Annotated in this window: 17 protein-coding genes and 1 pseudogene; 5 read left to right on the top strand and 13 right to left on the bottom strand. The window is 65.4% G+C overall.

The window, feature by feature from the left end; translation table 11 throughout:
• Positions 1–32: 32 nt before the first annotated feature.
• Together EPL01_RS15735 and EPL01_RS15730 are read right to left on the bottom strand one after the other, a co-directional pair.
• The gene (locus EPL01_RS15735) at positions 33–803 is read right to left on the bottom strand and encodes a TrmB family transcriptional regulator (RefSeq protein WP_135826227.1); all 771 of its coding nucleotides are present in this window, start codon (positions 801–803) and stop codon (positions 33–35) included.
• Entirely contained in the window at positions 803–3,865 is a 3,063-nt protein-coding gene (locus EPL01_RS15730) for an MMPL family transporter (RefSeq protein ID WP_246045715.1), read from the bottom strand. The genes EPL01_RS15735 and EPL01_RS15730 overlap by 1 nt, the downstream gene beginning before the upstream one ends.
• A gap of 439 nt (positions 3,866–4,304) precedes the next feature.
• Here EPL01_RS15730 and EPL01_RS15725 point away from each other — a divergent pair, with 439 nt between their 5' ends.
• Positions 4,305–4,574 (top strand): HalOD1 output domain-containing protein, encoded by a 270-nt coding sequence (locus tag EPL01_RS15725; RefSeq protein ID WP_135826226.1) that lies wholly within the window; start codon positions 4,305–4,307, stop codon positions 4,572–4,574.
• A gap of 56 nt (positions 4,575–4,630) precedes the next feature.
• On the opposite strand, the gene EPL01_RS15720 is transcribed toward EPL01_RS15725, so the two are convergent.
• Positions 4,631–5,962, bottom strand: coding sequence for a S8 family serine peptidase (locus EPL01_RS15720; protein WP_135826225.1), 1,332 nt, complete (start codon positions 5,960–5,962; stop codon positions 4,631–4,633).
• A gap of 233 nt (positions 5,963–6,195) precedes the next feature.
• On the opposite strand from EPL01_RS15720, the gene EPL01_RS15715 reads away from it, so the two are divergent.
• Entirely contained in the window at positions 6,196–7,272 is a 1,077-nt protein-coding gene (locus tag EPL01_RS15715) for a CNNM domain-containing protein (protein ID WP_135826224.1), read from the top strand.
• Positions 7,273–7,344: 72 nt separating this feature from the next.
• Positions 7,345–7,581: pseudogene (locus tag EPL01_RS22075) on the top strand (universal stress protein); the annotation flags it as partial.
• A gap of 58 nt (positions 7,582–7,639) precedes the next feature.
• Here the strand turns inward: EPL01_RS22075 and EPL01_RS15705 are convergent.
• The 5 genes from EPL01_RS15705 to EPL01_RS15685 form a co-directional block, all read right to left on the bottom strand.
• Complete coding sequence (locus tag EPL01_RS15705) at positions 7,640–8,410, bottom strand: rhodanese-like domain-containing protein (RefSeq protein WP_135826223.1); 771 nt, start codon at positions 8,408–8,410, stop codon at positions 7,640–7,642.
• 118 nt (positions 8,411–8,528) lie between these two features.
• Entirely contained in the window at positions 8,529–9,059 is a 531-nt protein-coding gene (locus tag EPL01_RS15700) for a DUF7504 family protein (protein WP_135826222.1), read from the bottom strand.
• Positions 9,043–9,399: a hypothetical protein gene (locus EPL01_RS15695; RefSeq protein WP_135826221.1), complete on the bottom strand. Its 357-nt coding sequence runs from the start codon at positions 9,397–9,399 to the stop codon at positions 9,043–9,045. Before EPL01_RS15695 ends, EPL01_RS15700 begins: the two co-directional genes overlap by 17 nt.
• The gene (locus tag EPL01_RS15690) at positions 9,396–9,680 is read right to left on the bottom strand and encodes a hypothetical protein (protein WP_135826220.1); all 285 of its coding nucleotides are present in this window, start codon (positions 9,678–9,680) and stop codon (positions 9,396–9,398) included. Before EPL01_RS15690 ends, EPL01_RS15695 begins: the two co-directional genes overlap by 4 nt.
• Before the next feature lie 133 nt (positions 9,681–9,813).
• On the bottom strand, positions 9,814–10,341 hold the full coding sequence (locus EPL01_RS15685) for a GNAT family N-acetyltransferase (protein ID WP_135826219.1): 528 nt from the start codon (positions 10,339–10,341) through the stop codon (positions 9,814–9,816).
• 551 nt (positions 10,342–10,892) lie between these two features.
• On the opposite strand from EPL01_RS15685, the gene EPL01_RS15680 reads away from it, so the two are divergent.
• Positions 10,893–11,924 (top strand): NAD(P)-dependent alcohol dehydrogenase, encoded by a 1,032-nt coding sequence (locus tag EPL01_RS15680; RefSeq protein ID WP_135826218.1) that lies wholly within the window; start codon positions 10,893–10,895, stop codon positions 11,922–11,924.
• Positions 11,925–11,940: 16 nt separating this feature from the next.
• Here the strand turns inward: EPL01_RS15680 and EPL01_RS15675 are convergent, their stop codons facing one another.
• The 3 genes from EPL01_RS15675 to acs form a co-directional block, all read right to left on the bottom strand.
• A complete protein-coding gene (locus EPL01_RS15675) occupies positions 11,941–12,435 on the bottom strand; it encodes a hypothetical protein (RefSeq protein ID WP_135826217.1) in 495 nt (164 codons plus the stop codon).
• A gap of 165 nt (positions 12,436–12,600) precedes the next feature.
• Positions 12,601–13,728 carry a phosphotransacetylase family protein gene (locus EPL01_RS15670; RefSeq protein WP_135826216.1) on the bottom strand — a complete coding sequence of 376 codons (1,128 nt, stop codon included), beginning with the start codon at positions 13,726–13,728 and terminating at the stop codon, positions 12,601–12,603.
• Entirely contained in the window at positions 13,725–15,836 is a 2,112-nt protein-coding gene (gene acs, locus EPL01_RS15665; RefSeq protein ID WP_135826215.1) for an acetate--CoA ligase alpha subunit, read from the bottom strand. Before acs ends, EPL01_RS15670 begins: the two co-directional genes overlap by 4 nt.
• A 289-nt stretch (positions 15,837–16,125) precedes the next feature.
• Between acs and EPL01_RS15660 the strand changes: the two genes are divergently transcribed.
• Complete coding sequence (locus tag EPL01_RS15660) at positions 16,126–17,664, top strand: phosphoenolpyruvate carboxykinase (ATP) (protein WP_135826214.1); 1,539 nt, start codon at positions 16,126–16,128, stop codon at positions 17,662–17,664.
• Between the two features lie 50 nt (positions 17,665–17,714).
• On the opposite strand, the gene EPL01_RS15655 is transcribed toward EPL01_RS15660, so the two are convergent.
• Both EPL01_RS15655 and EPL01_RS15650 read right to left on the bottom strand, forming a co-directional pair.
• Positions 17,715–17,933, bottom strand: a complete 219-nt coding sequence (locus tag EPL01_RS15655) for a YgaP family membrane protein (protein ID WP_135826213.1) — start codon at positions 17,931–17,933, stop codon at positions 17,715–17,717.
• Positions 17,934–18,366: 433 nt separating this feature from the next.
• Positions 18,367–18,786 carry a GIY-YIG nuclease family protein gene (locus EPL01_RS15650; RefSeq protein ID WP_135826212.1) on the bottom strand — a complete coding sequence of 140 codons (420 nt, stop codon included), beginning with the start codon at positions 18,784–18,786 and terminating at the stop codon, positions 18,367–18,369.
• Positions 18,787–18,804 lie beyond the last annotated feature (18 nt).

Raw genomic sequence — 18,804 nt, 5'->3', positions numbered from 1 at the left:
CGAAAACGCGGTGAAAAGGCTTATTTAGTTGCTCAGACCGACACCGCGTCGCCGAGGCCGCCGTCGATGAGTTGGATGAGGACCGCCGCGATGCCGGTCTTCGACGACCAGATGGCGGTCTCGTCGGCGAGTTCGGCGTCGTCGCGCTGGTTGCGGACGCTCAGCAGGACCGTCTCGCCGTCCACGACCACGACTCGGCCCACGGGGTCGTCGCCGTGGGGGTGGTCGGCCGGGAGGTGGGCGACCTGCACCTCGCTGTCGGCGAAGATTTCGCCGAGCGCCTCGTCGCCGATGACGACCACCTCGACGCCCTCGTCGGCCCGCTCGCGCATCAAGTCGGCGAGGTCGTTGGTCAGGCCGCGGGCGTCTCTTCCGACGCCGAAGACGACCCGGCGCTCGGCCTCCGCCAGCAGTTGCTCGACCCGACCGTCGATGCTGGTCTCGCCGTGGACCGTCCAGATGTCCTCGCGCTCCTCGTCGCCCTCGCCGCGCTGTTCGCGGGCGGATTCGAGGTAGTCGAACGCCCGTTCCTTCGTGCGCTCGAACTCTCCTCGGAGGTGCGACCGGGCGGCTTCGAGGCTGACGGGGCGATACTGGATGGGCTTGGACTGCTGGACCTCCACGAGACCCCGCTCCTGCAAGGACTCGGCCGCGCCGTAGACCTGCGACCGGGGCACGTCTGTCGCCCGATGCACGTCGCGGGCGGTCCCGGTGCCGAGTTTCTGGAGCGCGGTGAACACCTTGGCCTCGTAGTTCGAGAGACCCAGATTTTCGAGGGCCTCGATGGCTTCGGACTCGTCCATCAGTCCTCGCTCACCTCCGTCGCGCCGCCGTTCGCCATCGCGGCGCTCGATTGCTTGGTCGCCACCTCGCCGGTCTCGCCCGGCCCGAGGTAGCGCGTCCACAGCACCAGCAGGCTGGGCAGGACCAGCACGCTGGCGAGGAAGGCGTAGATGATGGTCAGGCCGGTGATGATGCCGAACTGCTGGAGCGCGGGCAGGATGGCAAACGAGAGGACGCCGAACCCGCCGACGGTCGTCGCCGCGCTTCCCAGCAACGCGCCGCCGGTCCCGGTGACGCTCTCGTGCATGGCCTGCCAGATGGTGTCGCGCCGACCGAGTTCCATCGTGTAGCGCTCGCTGAGGTGGATGCTGTAGGCAACCCCGAGACCGACCGTGAGTGACGTAATCATCCCCGTCAGGACGTTGAACGGCATCCCGAGGAGGTACATCGTCCCGAGAATCCACGAGACGCTGAACGCCACGGGGAGGAGGGTGATGGCTCCGAGGGTGGCGCTCCCGTGGGCCAGCCGATACGCTATCATCAGGAAGGCGAACGTCGCGCCGAGCGTGATGACGAGACTCTGGATGACGGTGTCGAGCAGTTGGTCCTGCACGATTTCGAAGACGATGGGCTGGCCGGTCGCGGTCGCGGTCAGACCCTCACCTTCGACGCCGTCGGCGACCGCGCGCATCTGCTCGGTCACTTCCGACGAGGACGCCCCGCCCTTGACCGAGACGACCATCCGGACCGCGGTGTACTCGCCGTCCTCGCGGGCGACGACGCCCTCGGCGTCTTGGGGCGCGACCTCGTACAGTTCGTCGAAGACCTGCTCGACGTTCTCCTCGGGCACGCCGTCACCGTCGGTGTCGGCGGCCGCGAGCGTCGCGTTGAACGACTCGTTCTGGGCCGCGACCTGCGACATCACCGAGAGGGGACTCTGAATCCGCGGTTCGCCGTTCGAGAGGACGACCACCACGTCCTTCTCGGCGGCCGAATCTCGCGCGGACTGAATCTTCTCCAAGGCCGACGCGCTCGCCACGTCGCCCTCAACGAGAATCTGGGCCTGCGAGTCCTGTCGCAGGAAGTTCTCGTTGACGTATTCGAGGTTCGCCTTCGCCGAGTAGTCGCCGGGCGCGAACGGTTCGGGCAGGTCCTTGGTCCACCCCGGCGGGTCCTCGGCGAGGAAGTCGGTCTGGGAGAAACTGGTATCGACCTGCGTCGCGCCGTACGCGCCGCCAGCCGACAGCACCAGCGTCAGCGCGAGGACGACGATGGGGGCCTTGCGCGCCGCGGTCGCGCCGACCGAGAGCATCGACCCGAGCGCGCCGCCGCCGGTCCCGAACGCGCGCTTCTTGCGGTCGAAGCCCTTCGATTCGAGGAAGCCGTCGATTTCGACTTTCAGCGCCGGAATCAGGCCGCCGAACACGACCAGCGCCGCCAGAATGCCGACCGAACTCACGATACCGAAGTCCTGAATCGGCGGCAGGGGACTGACGAGGTTCGACATGAAGCCGATGACGGTGGTCGCGGTCACCCAGACCAGCGCCACGCCGACGCTCGCCAGCGCGACCGACATGCCCTCGCGGACGCTCTCGCCTTCGTGTTCCTCGCGCTCCTCGCGGTGGCGCATGAAGACGTGAATCGCGTAGTCGATGGAGAGGCCGATGAGCAGGACCGGCACCGCGATGAAGATCTGGTTGAACGTGATGCCCGCCCAGCCCATGAAGCCGAACGTCCAAATCAGGACCGCGAAGATGCCGAACACACCCAACAGGATGTCGAGCAGGTCGCGGTAGGCGATGACGAGCGTCAGCACCACGAACAGCAGGGCCATCGGGCCGACGATGGCGATGCTGTCGGCCATCGACTGATCCGTCTCCTCGCTGATGATGCCCGACCCGAACACCATGACCTCGCGGTCCATCGACTGCTCGGCGACCACCTGAATCGCGGTCTGGGAGTCCACCAGCCGAGAGGAGGCCTGCCCCTGCACGGTCTGGGTCTGTTGGGTCTGGAAGACGACCAGCATCGTCGCGTCGGCCTCGGTGCTACCCGGTTCGTAGGAGGTCGGCATGAACGCGAACGCCCGTTCGGCGGGACCGTTCCCGCCCTCGCTCAGAACCGACCCGACGAGCGACTCGACCTCCGAGTCGTTCATCGACTGTAGCTGTTCGATTTGCTCGTCGAGGGTCGGCGCGGAGGCGTTGCGCAACTGGGTTCGCTGTTCCTGCAACTGCGAGGCCTCCTCGCGCAGGTCGGCGAACTCGCCGCGGAGGACGCCCGGCAGTCCCTTCTCGTAGGTCTGCCGGAAGCTCTGTTGAATCGCTCCGGCGCGCTCGCGGTAGGTCGAGCGGTTGATTTCGCCCGCGGCGTAGGAGGCGTTCAGCGCGTCGAGTCGGCCCTGAAGCGTCCGCGTCTGGCCGACCAGCCGCGAGAACCGCGCGGCCTGCGTCTCGGTCAGAGCGTTGCCAGCCCGGTTCTGAATCTGCTGGAACTGGCTTTCGAGTCGGCTCGACCGCTGGCGGTACGTCGAGTTGTTGATTTGGCCCTGCTGGTAGGACCGATTCAGGCGGTCGTACTCGCGCTGAAGCTCTCTGGTGCGGTTGAGTCCGTCAGAGAGCCTGCCGACCGTGGCGTTGAGCTTCGCCCGCTTCTGGCGGAGTTCCCCGCCTTGCTGGCGAAGTTCGGTCGCCTGCTCTTGGCGGATCGCCACGCTGGCGACGATGTTCGTCACGCCGGCAGTCGGCGTGTCGTTCACCAGCGACTGATTTATCGTCTCGTTGTTCCGGAGTGACTGCTGAAGTTGGAGCGTCTCCACGAGTGCGCCCTTCGAGAGGACGTTTCCGTCCTCGTCGCGGACGATTAACTGGACAGACGTCTGATTCTGGTCGCCCGAGGCGAAGTTCGTCTCGATGTAGTCCAACTTCTCGGCGGCCGTGCTGTCGCTCTGGAACTGCTCCAGCGACGACGACTGGCCGACCATCGGCGCGCCCGCCCCGACCAGTACGGTCAGGACGAGCAAGACGGCGATTATTCCGCGGCTATGCTCCGTGACGGCCGCGAAGAGGTCGCTTCCGTTCACGCGACGACCCTCCGCGGGACTGTTTGTACTATCATACTATCAGTAGTGTTGTTAGGAGGGTACTAACAGCACGACCATAAAGGCCAGGGATTCGAAATCGGGTGGCGGTTCGACTGCGACGAGTCGAGACCGAGTGACGTTCACGCGTCGGCAGGCGGCATCAGAATCTCACTCATATGTTAAAGAAATTAGAACCCATCCTAAAGAAATTTTTATGTGTCCATTATTTTTGCGGGAACCTTGCAAGACCGTACTGAACCGCCGGAAACTGGCTGAGAATCGTAATCCTTCGAACACGAACCCGGAATCAGATACGAGAGCGATAAAAACCGATCAAAGTAGAAGAAAAATTATCCTATTACAAAATCGAGAGAGTCTTTTTCCGGTAAATCGCTCCCGCCTCGATAGTTTTTAGACGCCAGGGTAGTCATGAACAGTCATGGCAATTTCTCGAACCGCCCCCGACGACCGGAAAGTCAGCATGGCGGTCGTAGAGGCGGTGGCCGAGGCAAAGGGCGTACCCCCCACCGAAATCGACACGCCGCTCCATCGAGCTATCGACCCGGAGGCGTTGAATCGACTGTTCGGTTCGGAGCGAGCCTCGACGGACGGCGGTCCGCACGTCTCGTTCACGTACACCGACTACGAGATAACCGTCCACGGACCTGCCCAAATCATCGTCCGCCCCGCCGACGGCGAGTCTAGGTGAGTCACTCGGGACGAGTCGGCGACCGCGCGTGAAAAGAAAGTACTTGAGTTCTCGTTCTACTTCAGCGCCGCGTAGGGGTTCAGCACGCCGGACCCGTAGTAGGTCTTGTCGAACTCCTCGACCGTGTCCGCGCTGGACGTGAGGGTCTTGCGGACCTGATTCGCGTTCAGACCGGGGTTCTGGCTCCGGACGAGCGCGGCGGCACCGGCGACCTGCGGCGCGGCCATCGACGTGCCGGCGAGCCACGCGTAGCCGTAGCTTGCGCCTTGGTAGTTGCCGTCAGAGTCGAACTGAGGCTCTGCAATCGTGTTGAACACGAGGTCGTAGTAGTAGCCGGCGGGGAAGTCGGCGTCGTAGTTCCCGCCGGGCGCGCCGATGTCCACGGCGTTCGTGCCGTAGTTGGTGTACTTTGCGGGCGTGTAGGTCGGCGATTCGAGGCCCTCGCCGCCGTTCATGAAGCCGATGGGACCGGTCGCGCTGACCGAGACCACGTTGGCCGCCTCCGCCGGGAGGCTGACGACGTTCCCGTCGTGCTGGAGGTCAGCGGCGTCGTTACCGGCTGCGATGACCAGCAGGGTGCCCTCGCTGTTGGCGTAGGTCGTCGTCCGGTTGAGGACCTTGCCGTAGAACTTGCCCTGCCCTTGCCGGGCGTACGGATACGCGCCGAGACTGAGGTTGGCGGCGTCCGAACCGATGCGGACGCTGTAGATCATCGCCGCAAGGATGTCGGCGAACGACGCGAGCGCGCTCGGCGAGAAGACGCGGCAGTCCACGATTTCGGTGCCGGGCGCGGAGCCGACGACGCCAGCGTCGTTCTGGTCGTTGGCCGCGACGATGCCCGCGACGTGGGTGCCGTGGTAGCCGCCGTAGGGACCGCCAGCGCCGTAGCCGTCGCCGGTGAAGTCCTGCGAGAGGTCTTCGTTGACGGCGTGGGCGAGGTCGGGGTGGCCCGCCGCGACGCCCGTGTCGATGATGGAGACGCGAGTGTCCTCACCGCGCGTAATCTCGTGGGCTTCGGGGATGTCTTGGGCCTGCTTGTCCCACTGAATCGGGTAGTACGGTTCGTCGCGCGTCTCGTCGGCCCCTTCGGCCGTGATGGGCGACTCTTGGTCGATGGGCAGGTCGAGCGAGTAGCGACTGTCCGCGGCGTAGTCGACGCCGAGGGATTCGATGTCGGACTCCGCGCCGCTCACGACCAGCACGTCGATTTCGTGCAGGTCGTGGACGACTTCGAGGCCCGCGGCCTCGACTTCGGACTGGGAGGTCTTCGTCGTGTCCACGAGGAATCGCTCGCTGGACGCTGCGGCAGTAACGGAACTGCCGACTGCGATGCCGCCGAGTGCTGTGCCGCTGAGTTTGAGGAACGACCGTCGGTTGTAACCGGCCATAAAAGATTTAATGGGGATGTTACTTTATAACATCTTTGGTATGCAATTCCATTACCAACCTATAGGATAAATTAGTATACGGGGAGGACAAATACTACGGCTGGCACGCTTTTCGGCGATTTCTCGAACAAGACGAGACTCCTGTGAGGAGCGTGTCGAGCAGGTCAGGGACACCGACGATTCTGCCGACGCGCCCATAATCATTTGTATGATCCCTCACTACGTCAGAAATGATGAACTCCCTCGAAATCGGACTTCGGTTAGTGGGCGGTGTCCTCCTCATACTGACGAACGGCTTCTTCGTCGCCATCGAGTTCGCGCTGACCCGAGCGCGGCAGTTCAACAAGGACGAGTTCGTCGGTGACAACTCGTCGCTGGAGCGGGCGTGGGAGATGACCCAGAATCTAGAGCTGTACCTCACTACCTGTCAGGTCGGCATCACGGCATCGAGCATCGCGGTCGGTATCGTCGCCGAACCTGCGCTGGCCGCCATCTTCGAACCGCTGTTCGCAAACACGGTGCTGGCCAGCATCGGGTCGGGCGCGATACTCGCGTTCCTCATTATCAACCTCGTCCACCTGACCCACGGCGAACAGACCCCGACGTACCTCGGCGTCGAGCGGTCGCGGTTCGTCTGTCGCTACGGGGCCACCCCGCTGTACTGGTTCCACAGGCTCATCTCGCCGGTCATCACGCTCGGCGACGGGATAGCCAAGTGGACGCTCAGGCTGTTCGGCGTCGAGATGACCGGCGCGTGGCTCGAAACCGAGGAGGACGCCATCGAGTCGCGGGCCGACCTGCGCAACCGACTCGGGTCGGTCCTCGAACGCGGCGGCCTCTCGGAGGAGCGCCAAGACGAAGTGATGAGCGCGCTACAAATCGGCGAGCAGTCGGTGCGCGACGTGATGGTGCCGCCGGAGGAAATCGTCGCGCTGTCCACCGAAGTGGACGCCGAGGAGAACTTCCGCCGGATGGCCGAGCGGCCACAGACCCGCTACCCGCTGGTCGGCGAGGACCTGACCGAGTTCAAGGGTATCATATACGTCCCCATCTTCACACGCCACCGCGAGGAGTTGGTCGAGGGCAATCTCGACTTCGCCGAGTTGGCCGCACCGACGATGACCCTCTCGCCGGACACGGACGTGAGCGACGCCATCGACCAGTTCCAGACCGAGAATCAGGAGCTCGCGCTGGTCGTCGAGGACGGCGAGGTCGTCGGGCTCGTGACAGTCACCGACCTGCTGGAGTCGGTTATGGGCGACATCGAAGACCCGCTCGACCGGGATGCGATAGCGGCGTCCGAGAAGTGACGACCGAGGCGGTTCGCCGGGGCCGTCGGACCCGCCACCTCGTAACTCACCGAGACGCTCGAAGACGAGGGAGACAGGGCGCTCGGTGACGCCGCCGAGCGTGCCGAAGAGACGGGGGTGTCGTTCGACCGGGCCACCCTCGAAGGCGTGCCCCACGAGGCCATCGCCGACTACGTGGCCGAACACGACGCGGACCTCGTGGTCATGGGAGCCAGCGGGCGCTCCGGATTGAAGGAACACCTGCTGGGGAGTACGGCCGACCGAGTGGTTCGGTCGGTCGATACGTCGGTACTGCTCGCCCGCCCCTGAGACGACAGCCGAGTGTCGCCGACGGTTGCGACGGCCTGCCGGATACAACGAGTCCGACCTACCCCTGAACCGTGCCCGCCGAGAGGTCCTTCAGCTTTCCTTCGACGGTGTAGCCCGGCGTCTCGACTTCGATGGTCGAGTCGGGACCGACCTCGTGGAACTTGAGGTGGAGTTCGTAGCTCCCCTCGTCGGTGATGTCGGTCGATTCGACCTGCTTGGTCGGTCGGTGTCGCGCCCAAGCGTTCTTGCCCGCGAAGGCGGACTGGGCCTCTCCGCGGATGACCCAGTTCTTCGGCGTGCTACCCACGTCCTCGCCCCGCATCGGGTAGCCGCGCTCGTGCCACTCCCAGAAGCCCTCGTCGATGACGTAGACCTCTTTGAATCCCTCGTTGATGAGCTGAGACGCCCGGATGGACGAGAGGTGGTGGGGGCAACCGCAGTAGCAGATGATGCGGTCGTCCTTGGGCCAGTCCTTCACGGGGTCGTCCGACGAGCGCCGACCCGGGGCCGCCTGGCTCAGGACCGACCCGTAGATGTGGGAGGTCTTGTACTGTTTCTTGCCGCGGGCGTCGGCCATCCGGGCCTCGCCGCGCTTGTACCAGTAGTGAGCCACGTCGATGGGTGCCAGCGGCACCTGCACGCCGTTCTCCTTGACCGTTCCGAACGAGGAGGTGTCGATGTCGCGCTTCTCGGGTTTGTCGTCGAACTCTGGGGGGTAGCCGTCGGTATTGCCGTCGCTCGGCGTGGGGACGCTTCCGCCGCCTCCGAGACACCCGGCTACGGCCGAGAGCGAAACCGCGCTACTCGCCAGAAAGGCTCGTCGTTTCATCTACGAGTAGCCTTATCAAATGACGGAGTATTAATTTTATCATAACTACTTACGCATACAGTTCGTGGAAAATCAGCGCCAGCACGGGATGAACCATCCGCCCGTGACAGGACACAAATCACTCGAACGAGACGGTGCGGTCGCAGAAGTTCCGGAACCGCGAGTACGTCTGGTCGGTGACGGCCTCTCGGACCGTGCAGTAGGCCCCGCAGGCCTCCTTGGCGCGGGCGCTCGACACTACTGACTCGAACAGGCGGAAGACCTGCTCCTCGCGGCCGTACATCAGCAGGACGTTCACGTTGTCGATGACGACCCATCCGCCGCGCATGACGTACTCCATCGCCTTCGAGAACCGGATGCTGATGCCGGTCAGGTCGCTGGGGTCCACCGCGTCGGTGGTCCACAGCGGGCCGTCGTACTCGACTTGCGACCCCGTGACCGGGATGACCCCGACTTTCTGGGGGTCGCCTCCTCGCCGCTGGACGATGGATTCGACCTTGTCGGGCGCGGCAGTCGCCGAGACGACCAGCAGGTTCTCGAACGCCTCGTCGGGCAGCACCGACAGCGGCGACCCCATCGAGGGGACCGAGACGAGCGCCTGCTCGCCGGGCGAGAGCGCGAACGACCCGCCGTCAGTCGTCCCCGGCATTCTCGAACCCCCCGGAGGAGTCGGTGACGGCGGTCGTCGTCTCGACCTCGCCACCGTCGAAGCGGACGAACGGCCGGGCGAACTGCCAGAGGCCGACCGCCGCGAGCGCGGCGGACACGAGGTCTAACACCGCCGAGGCGAGCGACATGCCGAGCGGAATCGCACAGACGTACGACACCGTCAGCGCGAGGAAGGCCCCACCCAGCAGGAGGAGTCCGCGCGTGTGCGCGACGTTCTGAGCGTAGGTCACGACGGGATAGACGAGCAGGGCGCTCGTGATGACCATCATCGTGGTCTGGGCGATGAAGACGAACGAGACGAGGTCGCTCATCGGGTTCATAGCTTCCTCCGTTCGGTCAGCAGGACGAGGACGTGCGCGGCGGACACCAGTGCGCCGATGGTCGCCACCGACGACATCACGAGGGCGAACGGGATTGGCGCGGGCATCTCGACCACCGCGCTGGCGTTCAGCGCGACGTAGCCCACCAGCACGACCGGCAGGGGTCGCAGGACCGCGCCGAACGGCGCACCCCGGAACCCGCGGGCCGCGATGACCGCAATCGGGACCGTGCCCGCCAGAACCAACGTGGTCGCCAGCGTGAGAAGCTGTTCGAGTTCCATCTGGCGCGGAATTTTCGCTCGCGGACTAAATAACCCGCTGTTGCTCTGAACCGATTCAGGGAATTCTTCTTAAGTCCTTAATATAGGAGATTATTTGTCTAAGGATTATAGGGAGGTTCTTCGCCAGCAGGGATTATAGCCACTCGTCTTCCAGCACGCCGAAGTACCGCACGTCCACGTGTTCGCCGTCGGTGAACGCCTCGTCGCGGTGGACGCCTTCCTTCTCGAAGCCCAACTTCTCCCAGATGCGCGCCGACGCCTCGTTGCTGGCGAGGACGCGGGCCACGACGCGGTGCATCCGGAGTTCGCGGAAGGCGTAGTCGGTCAGCACGCGCGAGGCCTCGGTGCCGTAGCCCCGGCCGTGGAACTCCGGCGCGAGCCAGAGGCCGATTTCGCAGTTGCCCGCCCGCTGGTCCAGGTCGTGGAGTCCGATGGTGCCGACGATTTCGTCGTCGTGACAAATTGCGAGGTTCACGTCCTCTCGGTTCGAAATCTGCTCCTCGAAGTACTCGCGCTCCTGCTCGGCGTTGAGCGGGAGTGCGGTGGTCAGGCCAGCGCGCACTTCGGGCAGGTTGATGCTATCGCGCAGGAACTCGATGTCGTCCTCCTCGACGGTCCGGAGCGTTATCTGGTCTCCTCGGAGGAATACTGCACCGGGCATACGCGGGAGTTCTTCGGGAATTGGTATAAGCGAGGGGGATGGTGTGAGGGGCCTTGTCAAGAGGCGGGGTCGGAGAGGCGCGACTGACCACCGGATGCGCTCGGTGGACCACGTGCGGGCCTCGGCGGACTGAAAGGGCGAGCGCGTCTCGGGGAAGGCGGACGACGTAAGCACCGCAGGGAGCGCCGAAGGCGCGACCGAGAAGCACAGCGAGTCCCCCGACCCGAGACGTGCGAGGGCTTTCGAGACCACAGTTGCTGTTCCTGTGTCATAATCGAAATAATCGGTGGAAGGCGACAGGAAGCTAGCTATTGCCGAAGCCTCGGAGTCACCGCACAGCACCGCAACCGCGGGCCACGTCCTCCCCAACCGCCTGCGGTCCTCGCCCGCTGCGGTCCTCGGCCCTCGCGCGGTTCGGCGCGGTCACAGGAGACCGCGCCAGCACGCGCCAACCGCAAAGGAAATCCGAGATAGCTCACATCGGAGTTGACCAAAATCCCTCCACCGCTCACGCACGAATCGCTTTACGCCTCGACGCCGAACCCGTTGCCATGCGCACCGCAGTCCTCACGGAACCCGGCCGACTCGAAGTCGAGGAGCGCCCCGAACCCGACCCAGCGCCCGACGAGGTCCTCGTCGCGGTCGGCGAAGTCGGCATCTGCGGCTCTGACCTCCACTACTACGAACACGGCCGAATCGGCGACTACGTGGTCGAGGAGCCCCTCGTTCTGGGCCACGAGAGCGCGGGCGAAGTCGCGGCGGTCGGCGACGCGGTGGACGGCCTCGAAGTCGGCGACAGAGTCGCGCTGGAACCCGGCGTCCCCTGCCGCCGGTGCGACTTCTGCAAGCGCGGCGAGTACAACCTCTGCCCGGACGTGACCTTCATGGCGACCCCGCCGGACGACGGCGCGTTCGCCGAGTACGTCGCGTGGCCCGCCGACTTCGCCTACCGCCTGCCCGAGTCGGTCTCGACCCGCGAGGGGGCGCTCTGCGAACCCCTCAGCGTCGGTATCCACGCCGCGCGCCGGGGCGAAGTCGGCGTCGGCGACTCGGTGCTAGTGACCGGCGCGGGACCAATCGGCCTGCTGGCGATGGCCGCCGCCCGCGCCGCGGGAGCCAGCGAGGTCTTCGTCTCTGACGTGGTCAAGGCCAAGCGCCAGCGAGCAGCAGCGCGCGGCGCGGACCTGACCATCGACCCCCGCGAGACCGACCTCGGAGAGGCGGTCGCCGCCAAAACGAACAGTTCGGGCGTGGACGTAGTAATCGAGGCCTCGGGCGCGAAGTCCGCCATCGCGGGGAGCCTCGACGCGGTCCGCCGAGGAGGCACCGTCGTCTTCGTCGGCCTCGCGCCGGAGGCCGAGGTCCCCCTCAACGTCCTCGACATCGTGGACAGCGAACTCGACGTTCGCGGGTCCTTCCGTTACCGGAACACCTACCCCGCCGCCGTGGACCTTCTCGCCGACGGCGCGGTGGACGTGGAAGGAATCGTGGACTTCGCGGCGGATTTGGACGAGGTGGACGACGCCTTCCGGCGCGCGATGGACGAGGAGACCGTGAAAGGAATGATAGCGGTCGGCGACTGACGGTCGGAGAGTAACTTCAGAACCGAGGCGGATTCTTCTCGGGTTGGCGATATATCTCGGTCGTTCGATGGTCGCAGGACTGGCATTCGAGCGTCTCGCGGATGTAGACGCCCGAATCGGCGTCCGAGGCCGAGTCGTTCCGGACCGGGCGCTTCTCGACTCGCTCCCGCGAGAACGCGGTCCCGCACTCCGAGCAGGCCGTGTCGTCGCGCACGGCGTAGTAGTTCACGCCGAATCCGAACAGGAGAACGCCGACCAGAACCGACCACGGCGGAAGCCCCGACCACTCCGCGGGGCCGAACACGAAGGCGTAGAACTGTCGGACGAGAACGAGGAGACCGACCGTCGCGGTCCCGGCGAAGACTCCGGTGTGGGGTCGCGCGTAGCGGTGGAGAAAACCGTAGAGCGATACCCACGGGCCGTAGTTCGGGAGCGCGACCTCGCCGGTCTCGTCCGGTTCGTCGAGTTCAGTTTCGTCGAGTTCGGGGGCTTCCAGTACGTTTCTACTCACGTCACCGACTGCCTCTGTACAACAACTACCACACTCGTTATTTATATTTTTTGTTTAATTATGTTCGATGGGAATATCCCTCGCGGGAACGGGCGGTGAGAAATAGCGAGGAATGGCGAGGGCGGTGAGAAATGAGAAGGGGCGGCGAGGAGCGTCGAGAGGCGGTTACTCGGACGATTCGTCGTCCGAATCGTCCGCGTCCGAGGAGTCGTCGCCCGACTCGGCTTCCGACTCGTCCGCGCCGACGATAGCTTCCACGTCGGCGTGGTCGTGGAGGAGGTCCCGCATCGTCTCGACCGTCTCGGCGTCGCGGGTGCGACCGCTCCGGACCACGTCCTCGGCGCGCTCGATGGTCGTGAGCGTGTCCGACTGGACCAGCAGGACGGGCACGCCCTTCTCCTCGGCCTTGCCGACGATGGCCCCCGGCGGGCGGAACCCGCCGGTCAGGATGAGGCACTTCACGCCCGGGGCTTCCAACGCGACGCGCTGGAGGTCAGGCCGGTCGCCCCCGGTGATGAGCGCGGCGTCTTTCGTCCGGCGGAGGTGCCTGAGCGCGGAATCGCCCGACATCGCGCCGACGAGGAACCGCTCCACGAAGGCGTCGCCCGGCGCGTCGTTCAACTGCTCGGCCGAGAGTTCCGCCGAGAGGTCATCGACGGTCACGCCAGCCAGCGACTGCTCGCGCGGGACGACTCCCAGTACGGGGACTCCTCGGCCTTCGAGGAAGGGGACGACTTCGGTTTCGAGGTCGTCGAAACTCGCGTCGGGCACGGCGTTGAACAGCACGCCGAGCAGGCGGTCGCCCACGTCGTCGGCGGCCGCCAGCAGGTCGTCCACGTCGCCGCCCTTCTCGTACTTCGAGATGAGCAGGACCTCGGCGTCGAGCAAGTCGGCGACCGCGGGGTCGGTGAGGTCCACGATGCCGCCCGTGGTCAGCTTTCCACCGCCTTCCACGACCATCAAGTCCTTTCCTTCGGCGAGTTCTTCGAAGCTCTCCCGCACTTGGTCGCGGATTTCGTCGGGATTCTCGCGGCCTCGAATCGCCTGCTCGATGAACGTCGGCGAGTAGACGATGGGTTCGAGGTTGTGCATCTCGGCGTCCAACTCCAGCAGGTCGCGGGCCAGCATCGGGTCGGCGTCCAGCGTCTTGCCGACGTTGGACTGGAGTCGGGTACCCTTGGGTTTCATGTAGCCGACCGACAGGCCGCGCTCGGCGGCCAGTTTGGCCAGCGCGAGCGCGACCGCGGTCTTGCCTGTACTCTCCTCGGTCGCGGTAACGAGTATGGTTTTCATAGTGTATCAGCGTCCACGGTCAGTCGCACGTCCACAGCCTGTACGCCGTCCGGCCCGGCCACGAGGGGGTTCACGTCGAGTTCCAGTATCGCGGGGAAGTCGGTCACGAGTTGCGAGAGGCGCTGAAGGCTCTCGACGATGGCCTCGCGGTCGGCGGGGTCCCGTCCTCTGGCTCCTCGCAAGAGGGGTGCCGACCTGATTCCCTCGACCATCTCGGTGGCCTCGCGTTCGCTGACCGGGGCGACCCGCGTCTCGGTGTCCTCCAGAATCTCCACGAAGATGCCGCCGAGGCCGAACAGCAGGAGTGGACCGAACTGCGGGTCGCGGTTCATCCCGATGATGGTCTCGGTGCCCGAATCGAGGTCCACCATCTCTTGGACTTGGACGCCCAGAATCGTCGCGTCTGGCTGGTAGTTCCGGGCGCGAGTCACGAGGTCCTCGTAGGCGTCGTAGACGTCCTCCGGCGGGACGCCGACCTTCACGCCGCCGATATCGGACTTGTGGAGGATGTCCGGCGAGACGATTTTCATGACGACCTCGCCCTCGATGTCTTGGGCGGCGGCGACGGCCTCCTCGGGGTCCTCGGCGATGGTCCCCTCGGGCGTCGGAATCCCGTAAGCGTCGAGCAGGCCCATCGCTTCCACGCCGAGGCGGTTGTCGCCGCGCTCCTCGACGCGCTCCAGAATCTCTCGGGCGCGCTCCCGGTCCACGTCGAACTCTTGGGGGGCCTCGTACTCGCGCTCGCTGATTTCCCGGTAGCGAGAGAGGGCGTCGAGGCTCCGGACCGCTCGCGCGGGGTCGAAGTAGTTCGGGATGCCGCCCTCGCGCAGTTGGTCTTTGGCCGACTCGGTGCGCTCGCCGCCCATCAGCACCGCGGCGACCGGCTTGCCGTGTTCGGCCTGCAGGTCGGTGATGACCTCGGCGAGGTCGTCGAAGTCGATGACCGCGGTCGGGGCCGAGAGGACCACCGCGCATCCGACGTTCTCGTCGGCCAGCGCGATGTCGAGCGCCCGCTCGAATCGCTCGATGTCGGCGTCCCCGATGGCGTCGATGGGGTTGTAGATGTTGGCCTCCTCGGGCATGGCCTCCGAGAGTTCGGAGAGTGTCTCCTCCGAGAAGGAGGCCAGCGAGAGGTTCGAGTCGCCCACCGCGTCGGTGGTCATCACGCCCGGACCGCCCGCGTTGGTCACGATGGCCACGTCGTCGGAGTCGGGCAGGGGTTGCCCCGAGAGAATCTGAGCGAAGTCGAACAGCTCTTGGACGTTCTCGACCCGGAGGACTCCGGCCTGCTCCAGTCCGGCCTCGTAGGCCTGTTCGCTCCCGGCGAGGGTGCCGGTGTGGGAAGAGACTGCCTGCGCGCCAGCCTCGGTTCGCCCGGACTTGACCATCACGATGGGGGTGTCGTCGGTCGCCCGGCGGGCCGAGTCGATGAACTCGCCGCCGTTCTCGACGCCCTCCAGATAGCCCAGAATCACGTCGGTGTCGGGGTCCTCGCCCCACGCCTCCACGAAGTCGGTCTCGTCCAGCACGGCCTTGTTGCCCAGCGAGACCACGTCCTTGAAGCCGATGCCCTCGTCGTTGGCCCAGTCCAGCACCGCGGTGATGAACGCGCCCGACTGGCTCATGAAGGAGATGGACCCCGCGAGCGCGTTCTCGGGGCCGAAGGTGGCGTTCATCCCGTTCGGGGTACTCATCACGCCGAGACTGTTCGGCCCGACGAGATTCAGGTCGTACTCTTCGGCGACCGCGGTGAGTTCGGCCTCGCGGCTCGCGCCCTCGCTCCCGGTCTCGCCGAACCCGGCGGTGATGACCACCACGTTCCGGACCCCGGACTCGCCGCACTGGCGGACCGCCTCGACCGCGATTTTGGGCGGCACGACGACTACTGCGAGGTTCACTTCGCCCGGCACCGCGGCGATGTCGGGGTAACACTCCAGACCCAGCACGTCGTCGTAGTTGGGGTTCACCGGGACGACTTCGCCCGCGAAGTCCGCCTGCAAGTTCCGCGTGATGGCCCGACCTATCGACCCTTCGCTCTCGGTCGCACCGATTACGGCGACTCGCTCGGGGGCGAATAGTCCCGACAAACCTCCCGTGTTCTCGTCCACGCTCGGAGGTTCGCCCGATTTCTGCTTAAAAGTGGTGTCCGGTTCTCCTCGAACGGGAACCGGTCGTCGGAGTCTGGAATCCGGCGAATCAGCGCCTGACGAATAATCCGAGATGGAGCGCGGTTGCTTTAGCTGGCAGATAACCCGAACCTACTCGGACACAATCGCCGCCATCCGCGAGTGAACGCAAATTATTTACTCGGGTTTGAAATTAAAAATCGCCGGAAGAGGGCGCAACACTCGGGTAAATGGTGCATAATTATACGTCCGCACGCTCTGTCTTCACTTGATGTCAGAATCCGGGAAGACAGTTCAATCGCTGGAGACAGCACTCCCTGACCCGGCCGAAGCGGACGACGTGATATACAATCCGTCGATGGACCGACTCCGCGAGTTCTCCGAGCATCTCGAAACGACGACGGAGTTCGGCTCTCCGTCCTACGTCAGCGAGGAGCGTTCGCGCAACGCCGACAAGACCAAGAACGCGGTGGACGACGACTTCGGCGCGGCCGACTACGACCGCATCGAAGGCGCTTTCGCCGAGGCCAGCGAGCGCGAGATGGTGTGCGTGGACCGCCAGATGGGCCGCCACGCGGACCACTCCTACGTCTGTCGCCTCTACGTCCCGAAGGAGTTCGGGCGCATCGCGCTGGCGTGGTCGAAGCTCTTCGAACCGGTCGAGGACGACGGCGACTCGACTCCGGACCCCGACTTCGTCACCGTGCAGGTGCCCGACGCCGACGAAATCGCCATCCGAATCCTCCCCGACGAGGGGCTGACCGCAGTCCTCGGGAGCGACTACACGGGCGAGGCCAAGAAGTCCTTCCTCCGGCTGTTCATGTACTACGCCAAGAAGAAGGGCGGACTCGGGCTTCACGCCGGAAGCAAGCGCGTCTGTCTCACGGACGACTCCGGTGAGGACGACCTGAAGACGGTCGGACAGGCCTTCCTCGGCCTCTCCGCGACGGGCAAGTCCACGCTGACCGCCCACGGCCTCTGGCTCGACGAGGAGTCGGGCGAGTCGGCCACCATGCTTCAGGACGACGTGTGCGCCCTGCTCCCCGACGGGACGGTCGCCGGGAGCGAGGGCCACGGTCTCTACGTCAAGACCATCGGCCTCGAAGAGGAGGAACAACCGGCGCTCTATCGCGCCGTGACCGACGAGTCGGCCGTGCTGGAGAACGTGGACGTGGCCGACGACGGTGCGGTGGACTTCGACAGCGACCGCTACACCTCCAACGGCCGCGCCGTCATCGAGCGCGACGAACTCTCCTCGGCGGGCGAGGACATCGACTTAGGGGGCGTGGACCAGGTGTTCTTCATCACGCGCAACCCCGTGATGCCGCCGGTCGCCAAACTCACGCCCGAGGAGGCCGCCGTGGCGTTCATGCTCGGCGAGTCCATCCAGACCAGCGCGGGCGACCCCTCGAAGGCGGGCGAGTCCATCCGCGTGGTCGGCACCAACCCCTTCATCATGGGTTCGAAGGGCGAGGAGGGCAACCGGTTCCGCGACCTCGTGGCCGACCTCGACGTGGACTGCTACGTGCTGAACACCGGCCACCTCGGCGAGGGCCAGAAGGACATCGGCGTCGAGGAGTCGGTGACCATCCTGCGCGAAATCGCCCGCGGGACGGTCGAGTGGAGCGACGACGAGGCCACCGGCCTGACGACGCCGAGCGAGGTCCCCGGCCTCGAAATCTCGGAGTTCGCAGTCGCCGACAACGTCGCAAATCTGGACGAGAAGCTGGCGAAGCTCCGGACCGAGCGCCGCACCCACCTCGACACGTTCGAGGACCTCGCGGACGACATCCGCGACGCGGTGTACTGACGCCGTACTCGACTTTCGCGCTCGATTTTGCGTGCTTCTCTCTGCGTTCTCTACTGTTTTTGCGAGCAGGTGTCGATGCCCAACAGCGCGTTCACCCCGCAGAACTGCGTGGCGGCGTTGAACAGGAGCGCCCCACCGGCGAGCGCGGCCGGTACGGCGAGTCCTCGATTCCCGGTGAAGAACGCGCCGAGCGCCACCGCGACCAGCGCGAGGCCGAGGACCGCGCGAGCGATTCGGTCGAGGCCGCCGACGTTCCGTTCGAGTACCATACCCGGGTCTGAGGACGCGAAGCAGTTAGTTCTACCCCGGAGCGCGACGGTCGAGGCGGGTTTGCAGGGTGCGCTCGGTGACATAAACCACCGGCGAACGCCCGACTGACCAACCGCCAGCGAACGCTCGGCCGACCAACCGCCAGCGAACGCTCGGCCGACCAACCGCCGTGGGGTGGATGAAGGGGCCGGTCGCTCGCGTTCACTTCAGTCGCCTCAGCGACCGCTATCGGCGCGGGGAGTGCGGAGAGCGCCGATATGTCGCTGAGCGACCGCGAGCGACCGGGGGCTTCAGGAAGTGTTCACAGTCCCTGTAGTTGTCGAGTCGGTAGCGATGCAAAGCGCCGAGTAGGAGCTTTAGAGGACGGCATCGCGTCGATACTGTTGTTCGTAGTGGTCACGGGGAGACGAGTGGCCGACCGAACGGTGAAACTCACTCGCTCACTCTCGCGTGCGCGCTCCTCACCAGACGCTCCAGCGCCTCACGCTCATCCGAGAACTTCAGATGCGAATCGCAGTCGCAGTCCGACGCGCCGAGGCCGCCAACTGACTCCGCAACCTCCGCTATCTCCCGACCGACTTCGCACTCCACGTCCTCGTCCGCCGATTTCACCACCTCGACCACTCGACTCGCTGGGTGCCCGAGGAGATAATCCACGTGCCAGTGGCGAGCGTCGCGCTCCCCGGCGGCGAGTTCGCGGTGGCGCTCGACCCGCGAGAACCCGCCGGTCCCGAACGCGCTCCCGGTGTAGGCGTACCACCCCGAAGAGAGGTCGCGCTCGCCCGCCGCGCCGAACTCGACGGTGGCGGGGTCGGCGAGTTCGATAAGCAACGTATAGGTTCCTTTAGCCATTGTTTTCATTTCTTTAGC

This window comes from Halorussus ruber (assembly GCF_004765785.1).
Classification (GTDB): domain Archaea; phylum Halobacteriota; class Halobacteria; order Halobacteriales; family Haladaptataceae; genus Halorussus; species Halorussus ruber.
The sequence above is the reverse complement of the archived record's forward strand: the minus strand, read 5'-3'. Positions and strand labels throughout refer to the sequence as shown.